This window comes from Streptomyces sp. NPDC002092 (genome assembly GCF_053593775.1).
Genome location: NZ_JBSFDG010000031.1, coordinates 65,431 through 74,982, shown reverse-complemented (window position 1 = coordinate 74,982; position 9,552 = coordinate 65,431). Strand labels below are relative to the sequence as shown.

The following is a 9,552-nucleotide window of genomic DNA, read 5'->3' as shown; positions in this document are numbered from 1 at the left end:
CGTCTCACCGGCGAGAGCACCGTCTCCTGGCGCGACCCGGCAAATACCAATCAACTACCTATTCCAGGATGAAACACCGGGAGAAAACGACCTCTCAGAGCGAGGTGTGCCGTACCAGCGCCACTTGGTAAGACGCGGCCGACCGGGCAGTTCTGTGCGACCGGTGACCCAGAGGAGGGTTGGCCACCGTTCGGTATCGGTCGGGGCGTCGGGGAAGAGCCGGGCCAGCACGCGGTCGCACAGGTCGCCAGGCGGCGTCCACTGGATCCCCAGGCCCTCAGCGACGTCGTGGGTGTGCACCAGGGTCTCGACGATGCCCATCGCGGCGAAGCCCTCGGGGTCGGCTGCGCCGAAGATGTGGTGTGCCCGGACCGTGGGCGGCGCGGTGCGGACAATGGCGGTCAGCAAGGCGCCGCTGGCATCCAGTACGTGCAGCAGACCGGCCGGACCGGCCTCACGGTCCGCGAAGATCGCATTCGCCGGGCCGCCCGGCCTCTTCCGACTCCACGCGAAGGGGACGTGGGTGTCCAGCGGTGGGTTTGCCGGGCTCAGTTGGACGGCGTAGGAGAACAGATCGTCGGCGAGGTGCTCGACGGTCTCCCAGCAGTCCCACTCCAGGGATCCGGCTTTGACGCTCCAGTCCGGAGCGTCAGCCCCGCGCAGAGCGGCGAGCGCCAAGCGGACAGCATGTTCGACATCGGCCGCGGTGACCGGGCCGCTCGGTGATCCCTCTGCTGCAACCATGGCGGGACGGTATCAATGATCATCCGGAGCCAGGGAACCCGCTTTCGAGCTGCGAGGCGGGAGTGGACGCTGCTTCCTGGGCTGCCATGACCTCGTCGCCGTACTCGAAGGCCCATGCGCCGACGGCGTCGATGGGCGCCAGCAGGCTCCGGCCCAGAGCTGTCAGCCGGTACTCGACCCGCGATGGTGCATCAGGGTCTGCCTGCCGTTCGACCAGTCCGTTGAACTGCAGCCGCCGCAGAGTCTCGGTGAGGACCTTGGAGCCGACGCCCCCGATCCGCTCCCGCAGTTCGACACCGTCGGCATACGCGGCCGGACCGAGCCACCAGGAGGAAGGCGACAGGGAGGCTTTCCGTCAGGAGTTCGAGGGTTCCGACCTGGTCAACTGCTCGAGCCGGTGGTGCAGGTGCTCGACGTGGTGTTCGGACTCCGGCTTCATCAGGACGCTGCGGAGGATCCGGGCACCGTCGGTGTCTGCTGTGATCTTGGGGTGGCGGGCGGTGAACGCCTCGTGGCCGGCTTTCAGGGTGCTGACGTACACGGGATCGGGGGCCGTCATGCCGTCCGCCAGGATGCGTGCGGAGGCCGCGTCGATGCCGCTGAGGGTCTTGGGATCGACGGTGGGGAAGTAGGTGACGATGTCCAGCTGGGGCTGCTGGTAGAGCTCCAGAAGGTCTGAGGCCTCGATCAGGTCCGCCCACTTCAGGGCTGCTCGGCGGCCGGCCGCCAGGACCTGGCCGAGGCCTTCGGGGGTGGGCGGCAGGAGCTGGAAGGTGAGCCAGAGGGCGGCCGCGGAGGCACCGGCGCGGGAGCACTCCAGGCTGATCTCGCCGAGGTGCAGTTCGGCGGAGGTGAAGTAGGTGTACGGCGAGTCGTGGAGGTAGAAGCGGCCCACCTCTGGGTCGCGGAAGAGGACGGCTCCGCAGCCGTAGGGCTGCAGGCCGTGCTTGTGGGGGTCGACCACGACCGAGTCGGCCTGCGCGATGGCCCGCCAGGGCTCGGGCGGCAGCCCCTCGATGCCGTCTGCTCCGGCCAGGAGCGTGAAGAAGCCGCCGTACGCGGCGTCGACGTGGACGCGGACGCCGTACCGCTCGGCCAGGGGCAGGATCTCGTGGACGGGGTCGACGGCACCCAGTCCGGTGCTGCCCGTGGTGAGGACGACGGTGCCCACCTGGCCGGTGCGCAGTTCGGTCTGCAGCGCGTCGAGGTCCATCCGTCCCTGGCTGTCGGTGCGGACGGGGTGGTTCGTCATGCCCAGGACGTGACACATGCGGCCATGGGTGTAGTGGGCGTCGGCACTGTGGGCGATCCCGCGGCCGGGGTGCAGTTCGCGGGCGACGAAGAGGGCTTCGAGGTTGGCGATCGTGCCACTGGTGGTGAGGTGGCCGAGGTGGGTGTCGTAACCGAACATCGCGGCGAGCTGCGCGACGACCTCCCGTTCCATCGCGGCGGTGGCGGGGCCGCCGTCAAGGGCGTGGTTGTTGGGATTGATCAGCATGGCGGTGAGGTAGCCGACCACCGCTGCGGGGTGCGGGGGCTTGAGCATCTGGCCCGCGTAGTGCGGGTGGAAGAAGGGGTAGTTGTCCTTCAGTCTCTCGGTGAACCCAGCGAAGACGGACGCGAAGCGTTCGTCCTCCACCTGGAGGGACGCGTGGGATTGGTAGGGGCCGAAAGTGTCGGCCCAGTCCTGTATCGCGTGGGTGGCTCGGCCGAGCCAGTACTGCAGGTCCATGTGGATCTCCCTGTCGCTCGCGGTGTGAGTCCCATCCCAGAATTTAGCTGAGCAGTCAGCAATTGACTAGTCAGCGATTGAGGCAGCAGTAGGTGAGGAGACAGTAAAATCGGCGGTGATGAATCCGACGCCACAACCCAGCGACGAAGTCGCCGCCCGCGCAGCCAACAGCCGGCTCGTGCGGGACTTCGGCCTGCTGATCAAATCCGCCACCCGCCTGGAACAGCGCATCGACAGCGCGCTGCGGCAGGAGTGCGGGATCAGCCACACCATGCTGGAGGTGCTGATACGCCTCTGCCGCCACCCTGGCGAGGAGGTCTCCCAGCGCCAGTTGGCCGACGACCTCACGCTCACCAGCAGCGGCACCACCCGTCTGATCGACCGCATGGAGGACGCCGGCCTGGTCCGCCGCGTACCGTCCGCCGAGGACCGGAGGGTGGCCCTGGTGGAACCGACCCCCGGCGGACGTACGGCGTTCCTGCGGGCGGCGGCCGTCCACGCGCAGGTGGTCGAGAAGTACTTCGTCAAGCCGCTGACGGCTGACGACTACACACAGTTGACGGGAGCACTGGGCGAGATCGACAAGGCACTTCGCGCCGACACCCGTTGAAACGGCCCTTCAGACAGTCTCCGGGCGGCTCGCCGGCCTGGAACGGGGGTGGATCAGGAGCCCGCGAGGAACTTCGCGCTGCTGCACAGCCTTGTCCGCCGGCCCAAGAAGGGGGAGTTCCCCGAGGCGACCGAGGGCCAGGACGGCCTGCCCGTCGTCATGCTGGTGGGCTACGAGGAGAGCGAACTCGCCGAGCTGGCCGAGACCATCGACAAGACGTCCTGCAAAGAGGCCCAACCGGCACGCATCCCGCACAAGTTGATCAAGGTGTCCGGGGTGCTCACGACCATGAACGAGGAGCGCCCCGACCTGGCGGGCGACTGGCGGCGAGCCGAGCTGTACCTCCGGGTGCTGGTCGAACTGGCCACGGAGTTCGCCTCGCCCAGCAACAGCCCGGACGCACGTGTCCAGTTCCGCCGCTTCGGGCTCGTCAACTGGCTGTTGGAGACCAACAACACGGCCGATCCGCTGCGCGGGCAGCCCGACCACGAGCTGCTGATGCGGCTGCAGACCCGGGAGCTACAGCGCCGGGGCTTCTTCCGGGTACTGCGCAACCCGACCACCGAAGTCGCCTTGGAGGGCCGGGCGCCCTGGTGGGCCTGGATCCTGGGCCTGCATGTGCTGCCGGTGCTGTGGTTCAGGGCCTGGCGGGCGGTGGGCCCGGAGTACCGCTGGCTGCTGCGCCAGCCCTACATGGCGCCCCGTGACCCCGGCACCTTCGCCGGCTTCGCCCTGCGCCTGACCCAGCCACGCTTCGAGCACGAGAACCCCGAGCAGGTCGGCAAGCTGCTCGTCAACGCCTTCCTGGAGGACCTGAGGGTGGCCTACCGGCGCCGCATCTGGCGGCGACGGGCCTGGCGTCGCACGACCTGCTGTGTGGCCTTGCTGAAGGGGGTCCAGGAGGAAAACTTCGGTCGGCAGCTGATCCGTTCGCTCATCGAGGTGCGCATCGAGACCGGTGACTTCGACCCGCTGCTGGTCATCGGCACCAGCCGGACCTACGACTACGCGGGGCCGCAGCCGGGGCTGCTGAAGAACGACCTGGTGATGCACTGGGGCGCGCAGTTCGTCGCGGCCAGGCGTGGGCGCAGTGCCCAGGACTGGTATCTGCCCGTACGGATACCGGCCACGCTGGACCGCGGGACCGACGCCTACACCCGGCACTCCCAGAACCTGCGCCGAAACCGAAGTTCAGCGGGGTGATTAACCGCCAGGTGCCGCTCGACAAGCTGATTTCCGTGCAGCGGGTGCAGGGGCCGAAGAGGCCGCAGCAGATGGGGTTCTGCGGGGTGGCGGGCAGACGGCACCAGAACGCCTGGTGTCCGGAATCGGAGGCGGTCCAGGGGTCGGCGGGCATGCTGACGGCGGGGTGAGCACAAGCGGAGCCGAGGCCGTCCATATCCCGTGAAGGTGCGTCTCGATGGCACATACGTCTCCGGTCTGCGGTGACGAGCCGTCGTCACCGCAGGCGAATGAGCCGTTCCCTGAGCCGCGGCGGGGCCACTCGTGGAATCCGCCGTAGCCGAGGCTGCCGTGCGCAGCACGCGCCATGGCAACTTCCCGGCATCACGTGTTCGAATTGAGTAGCGTGGAGGGATGAGAACACGCGGGGGGAGGCTCGCAGTCGTAGCGAGCCTGGCAGCCGGCGCGGCCCTGGTTCTGGGCGGCTGCGGCACGATCAGAGCCGGGGACACCGGCACGGGCGGCACGAGTGCGGCTCAGCTCGGGTTCAAGGAGTATGCGGGCGCGGTGGACTACCCGTCGGTGACCGGCCCGCACGACAAGGGGTACGTGGCGCCCCGCGAGGGCCTGCGCCGGCTGGTGCCGCTGGGTGACTGTGTCCTGGGCGAGGGGACGTTCGCCAACGGGTACCGCTATGTGAACGTCAACTGGACTGGTTCCCAAGGCTGCACGAAGCTCTCGCTCACCCCGAAGCCGGGCACAGCCGATGAAACCGACGTTCCGTCCTCCATGCGCAACGGCTGGCTCGGTGGCGGTCTGCCGGGCGACGTGGTGGTGCCGTGGGACGACGGGTCACTGATCGGTGTCGGCGCCACGTTGACCCGCCGGGCGCCGGACGGCGAGCAGGTCCGGCTCGCCACGCTGCCGCTGACGTTCAATGCCCGCCCCGAGCAGGAGACCGCGGACGACGCCTCGGTGAACACCGCGGTGAAGGTCGGCTCGCGCCTGTTGATCGGCGGTGGCCAGACCGTCGACCAGGTGGAGTCTCCGTATGTGTTCGCGTCCGAGGACGCGGGCAAGACCGTGCGTCGCGTGCCACTGCCGCCGATCGACGGTCGGCAACCGTCCACGCCCGTGGGCGACTTCAGCGTCAACGGCACGGAGGTCGTCGCCTTCGGCGCGGCGGCGACCAACGCCTACGACTTCCACACCACGGGCACGATCCCGTTCTGGCACAGCGCGGACGGCGGCGCGCACTGGACGTCCGGCGACATCACCGGGACGCCACCCGGCACACAGGTGCACAGCGTCCTGTACGCGTCGGGCCACTGGTTCGCCGTAGGCGGCTATGCCAAGGCCGGCGCCTTCTACGACTCCCTGCCGCTGGTTCTCACCAGCCAGGACGGCACCCACTGGACCCGGACGGACACCTCGTCCATGGGCACCGGCGAGATCACTGCCACGACCGTCGACGCCGCGGGCCACCCGGTCCTGGTCGGCTCGGCCCCCCGGCCCAAGTCCACGCCGAACGCCCGCACAGTGCTGTGCAGCTCCGTCTGGGTCGGCAACGGAACGGCCAAGGGCTGGAAACGCGGCAGCCTCGGCTGCAGCGAGGACCCCCCGAGCACGGCGGTCACCCTCGCGGACGGGCGCGTGCTGCTCGCGGGCAACCGGGACCTCTGGCTCTCTCAAAGCCCGGGGCCGAAGCGCGGTCACCGGTCTTGATCTCTTCTCGCGGCAGGCGCGCGTAGCCGAGCCGGGCCGCGAACCCGTTGTCGTACCCCAGTGGTGAGGTGAAGTCAGACGGCGGAGAGGCAAAGGTGGAGGGGAATCGTCAGCAGCAGGCAAGCACCACGGTGGATGCGGCGCGGCGGCTGGAACGCATGACGGCCCCTCAGGGGCAGGCGTCGGCTGACCAGATGCTGCCCTACGTGCCCACGGCACCGCGCGGCGTCGCCCAGCTCCAGCTCGACCAGGCTGAAGACACGTCGGTAGCCGGCTGCGAGCAGCAGCGCAGTGGCGTCCTGCTCGGAGGCCATGGCGTTCGCGCCAATCACTGCCGTGCGCGCCGTTCCATGTTCGGAACCCGAAGCCGGCCGGAAGGTCCTGTCCTGGCGTGTCATCCGACATGATCGGATGATCTCGAACTGTGAGGCAGGCCCGCCACCCCTTTCATGCCGCGGTCGTCTGCGGCCGTTCAACGAGCGGGTCGCCTTCGAAGCGGGCTCCGGCACGGACGTAGGCGCGAGGCAGTCTTTCTCTCGGCACGGCGCCACGATGAGCTGTCGGCCCTGGCCCGGAGCGCCTTGCGTTGCGTAGGCCGGCACGGCACGATCTCATTCGTGAACGAGCACAGGCGGTGGGACAGATGGACGCAGAATTAACGGCGCTCGCTTCCTCAGGTGCAACGACCCTGATCGGGCTGATGGTCACGGACGGCTGGCAGCAGGTACGCAGCCGCTTCGCAGCCCTCTTCGGACATCAGAGAGCGGACGTGGACGAGGAACTGGAACGCTCCAGGAACACTCTCGTAGCAGCTCGTCAGACGATGGACCCAACGACCGCCGACCGCCTGGAGGCCGCGTGGCGCTCCCGACTTGGTCAGCTGCTGGCCAGCGACCCTGGTGCTGCCCATCACCTCCGCGCCGTTCTGGACGAGTTGGCCGGCCCGGCGGACCGGAATCACGCCGAGACCCACTTCCGGGACACCACCATCAACGGCCCGGTCAACACCGGTTCGGGGGCTCAGATCACGTACGGCCTCACCTACGGAACGAGAAGCGACCCGAGCGTTCATGAGTGACGAGCGGAATCACGGCCGTTCTGCACAATTCCACACCAGCTTCGACGGAACCACGATCAACGGTGCGGTGAACACCGGGTCAGGCCCCCAGACCAATATCTTCAACAGCTTCCACAACATCGTTTCGCCTAACCGACTGGAACGGCTGGCGGACTCTCTGGCCGACAAAGTCCGGGCTGCCGAGCGGTCGACGAGGCTGGGGCTGCTGGGTGTGGAAGGGGCCGCCGCGGATCTTTCCTTCGACGGGAAGCTGGTCTCCTTTCGCAGCTCGACCGGCGAACTGCGTGGCACGCTGGACACCATCGCCGACGTGTACCGGGCTGTTCCGCATCAGCGGCTCGTGATCACCGGTACGGCGGGGGCAGGCAAGACCGTACTCACAGTGGAACTGACCCTCCGACTCCTGGACCGCCGCCCCTCGGGGGCCGCTGTGCCGGTCCGGATCGGTCTGTCCGGGTGGGGTCCTGGCGACCCTTTCGAGCAGTGGCTCGCCCGCCGGATCACCGAGAACTACCGGGTGCGCCGCCGGGTCGCCAGAGCGCTGGTGACCAGCCGTCTGATCACGCCGGTCCTGGACGGACTCGACGAACTGGACATCAGCCCTGAGCACGCCACGCGCGCGGCGGCTGCGGTGGAGCAACTCAACCGCTACCACGACGGTCAGGGACCCGCTCCCATGGTCCTTACCTGCCGCAGTGGCCACTACGACAGGGTCGTGGAACACAGCGGCGGCCTGGTCAACGCCACCACGGTGCTGATCGACACGCTTGAGCCGCAACGCGTCCGTGAGTATCTCGAAGTGAAACTGGCGTATCGGCCACCGGCGGAGAAGGCGGCGTGGGCGCAGGTGATCGACGCCGACTCGCACCGGCTGATGCATATCCTGTCGACTCCCTGGCGACTGTCTCTAGCCACCACCGTCTATCGAGGCGGGATAGACCCGGCCGAGCTGCTGACCTGCCGGAACGAAGGGGACGCCGACCGTCTGCTGTTGGCCCGCTTCATCCCCGCGTCCGTGGAGGCCATGCCGCGCCGGGGCTACGACGCACACCGTACGTCCCTGTGGCTGACCCGGTTGGCAGAGCACTTGCAGCAACAGTTCAGACAGGGCGGGTCCGCCACGGACATCAACCTCCATCAACTGTCATCGATCGCCGGGGCCTGTGTGGTGAACTCCCTGCACTACGTCCTGGGAGTGTCCCTGGCCGAATCGGTGTTCCTTCTCACCTGTCTGCGGGCCAGGAGTTGGGACGTCCGTGACCTGACCCTTGCCGCCGGCGCCCAGCTCTTTGTCCTGCTCCTGTTCGGGGGCCGGTGCATGGCCGATGAGCGGCCGATGGAGCTGACCCTGGGACGGATGTGGACCAGGGCAGCTTCCACCGAACCGCCCGACAGGTTCACCAGGAACTTCCTGTACGGTCTGGTCTTCGGAGGGCTCCTGGGCCTGCCCCTGCTCCTCGTTCTGCTGACCGCCAGTCTTCTGCTCGGCCCACCACCGGCATTGTGGTTCGCACCAGCCCTCTACGGCGGCGGTGTTCTGGCCAGCGGCGTCTTCTTGGCAGTGATGCCCTCTCTGGGCGCCGGCATGGCAAGGAGCGTCGCCTTCTCCGATACCGCGGATGCAGTCCGTCCTCGCGAGCCGCTGCGCCGGGACCGCATTCTCACCCTGGCCTCCCTCGTGACCTGTGTCGTATTGGTGGTGTTGTTGCCCTACCCTGCGACCGCTTTCGCGGTCTCCTTGGCCACCGTCTTCATCGCCTCGCGGGCGACGGTGCGCTATCTGCTCGTCCTGGGGGTTTGTGCGGCACGGAAGCGCCTGCCGCTCCGGCTCGCCCGCTTTCTGGACTGGGCTCATGACGTCGGACTCCTGCGCGTCGCCGGCAGGTCGTACCAGTTCCGACACATCGAGTTCCAAAGGTGGTTGGTGAGGGACGGCAGCGAGCAGGGCTGATTTCAGGCTGCCTCCTCAACAAAGGCGTCCGTCCACCCAGCACAGCGTCAGCGCCGCCTTGGTCTGTGCGCCTGCTCGTCGACCGAGTAGGGAGATTGCCTGAGCCGGCAGCGTGCAGCGGCCGTTGCGTGCTGGCTGAACAACGCCACCAACTCATCGTGCGGTCCCTGCGTTCCGGCGGCACTGCCTCCGTGGCCGGTCTCGCCGCGCAGCTTGACGCCAGCGCGGCAACCATCCGCCGGGACCTCCTCAAACTGGAGGCGGACGGGCTGATCACCCGCGTCCACGGCGGAGCACTCCATCGCTGACGAGAACGTCGACCTGACACGCAGCCCACGCCCGACCCCCCGAGGTGCCGGCCGCCCGGGCGGCACGAGCACGCCCGCATCCGTGGTGCGAGGAGCCTCCGCTGGGGCGACCGACTCGCTCTCGCTCATGATCGGGCAACCTGGCGAACGTTCCCCCGCTCCGTCTGGCCTGCGGGGACAAAATCGGCTCACCCCTACCGGCCCGACATCCATCAACAGAGA

The 9,552-nt window shown here is 68.3% G+C and carries 8 protein-coding genes and 2 pseudogenes; 6 read left to right on the top strand and 4 right to left on the bottom strand.

All coding sequences use genetic code 11. The features are described from left to right. Positions 1-54 precede the first annotated feature (54 nt). The 3 genes and pseudogenes from ACWCRD_RS42180 to ACWCRD_RS42170 form a co-directional block, all read right to left on the bottom strand. Positions 55-744, bottom strand: a complete 690-nt coding sequence (locus tag ACWCRD_RS42180) for a maleylpyruvate isomerase N-terminal domain-containing protein (protein WP_450970978.1) — start codon at positions 742-744, stop codon at positions 55-57. A 19-nt stretch (positions 745-763) separates the two neighbouring features. Then, positions 764-1,039, bottom strand: a pseudogene (locus ACWCRD_RS42175) (winged helix-turn-helix transcriptional regulator); the annotation flags it as partial. A 60-nt stretch (positions 1,040-1,099) separates the two neighbouring features. Further along, a complete protein-coding gene (locus ACWCRD_RS42170) occupies positions 1,100-2,476 on the bottom strand; it encodes a pyridoxal phosphate-dependent decarboxylase family protein (RefSeq protein ID WP_450970977.1) in 1,377 nt (458 codons plus the stop codon). Between the two features lie 118 nt (positions 2,477-2,594). Between ACWCRD_RS42170 and ACWCRD_RS42165 the strand changes: the two genes are divergently transcribed. From ACWCRD_RS42165 to ACWCRD_RS42155, 3 genes are all read left to right on the top strand, one after another. Then, complete coding sequence (locus tag ACWCRD_RS42165) at positions 2,595-3,086, top strand: MarR family winged helix-turn-helix transcriptional regulator (RefSeq protein ID WP_450970976.1); 492 nt, start codon at positions 2,595-2,597, stop codon at positions 3,084-3,086. A 48-nt stretch (positions 3,087-3,134) separates the two neighbouring features. After that, on the top strand, positions 3,135-4,289 hold the full coding sequence (locus ACWCRD_RS42160) for a hypothetical protein (RefSeq protein WP_450970975.1): 1,155 nt from the start codon (positions 3,135-3,137) through the stop codon (positions 4,287-4,289). Positions 4,290-4,682: 393 nt separating this feature from the next. Continuing rightward, entirely contained in the window at positions 4,683-5,993 is a 1,311-nt protein-coding gene (locus ACWCRD_RS42155; RefSeq protein ID WP_450970974.1) for a hypothetical protein, read from the top strand. A gap of 227 nt (positions 5,994-6,220) precedes the next feature. On the opposite strand, the pseudogene ACWCRD_RS42150 reads toward ACWCRD_RS42155, so the two are convergent. Continuing rightward, positions 6,221-6,346, bottom strand: a pseudogene (locus ACWCRD_RS42150) (GNAT family N-acetyltransferase); the annotation flags it as partial. A 290-nt stretch (positions 6,347-6,636) separates the two neighbouring features. On the opposite strand from ACWCRD_RS42150, the gene ACWCRD_RS42145 reads away from it, so the two are divergent. From ACWCRD_RS42145 to ACWCRD_RS42135, 3 genes are read left to right on the top strand one after another with little or no spacing between them, the layout of a single operon-like run. Beyond that, on the top strand, positions 6,637-7,071 hold the full coding sequence (locus ACWCRD_RS42145) for a hypothetical protein (RefSeq protein WP_450970973.1): 435 nt from the start codon (positions 6,637-6,639) through the stop codon (positions 7,069-7,071). Then, on the top strand, positions 7,064-9,022 hold the full coding sequence (locus ACWCRD_RS42140) for an NACHT domain-containing protein (RefSeq protein ID WP_450970972.1): 1,959 nt from the start codon (positions 7,064-7,066) through the stop codon (positions 9,020-9,022). The genes ACWCRD_RS42145 and ACWCRD_RS42140 overlap by 8 nt, the downstream gene beginning before the upstream one ends. Further along, a complete protein-coding gene (locus ACWCRD_RS42135) occupies positions 8,989-9,330 on the top strand; it encodes a DeoR family transcriptional regulator (protein WP_450970971.1) in 342 nt (113 codons plus the stop codon). Before ACWCRD_RS42140 ends, ACWCRD_RS42135 begins: the two co-directional genes overlap by 34 nt. Positions 9,331-9,552 lie beyond the last annotated feature (222 nt).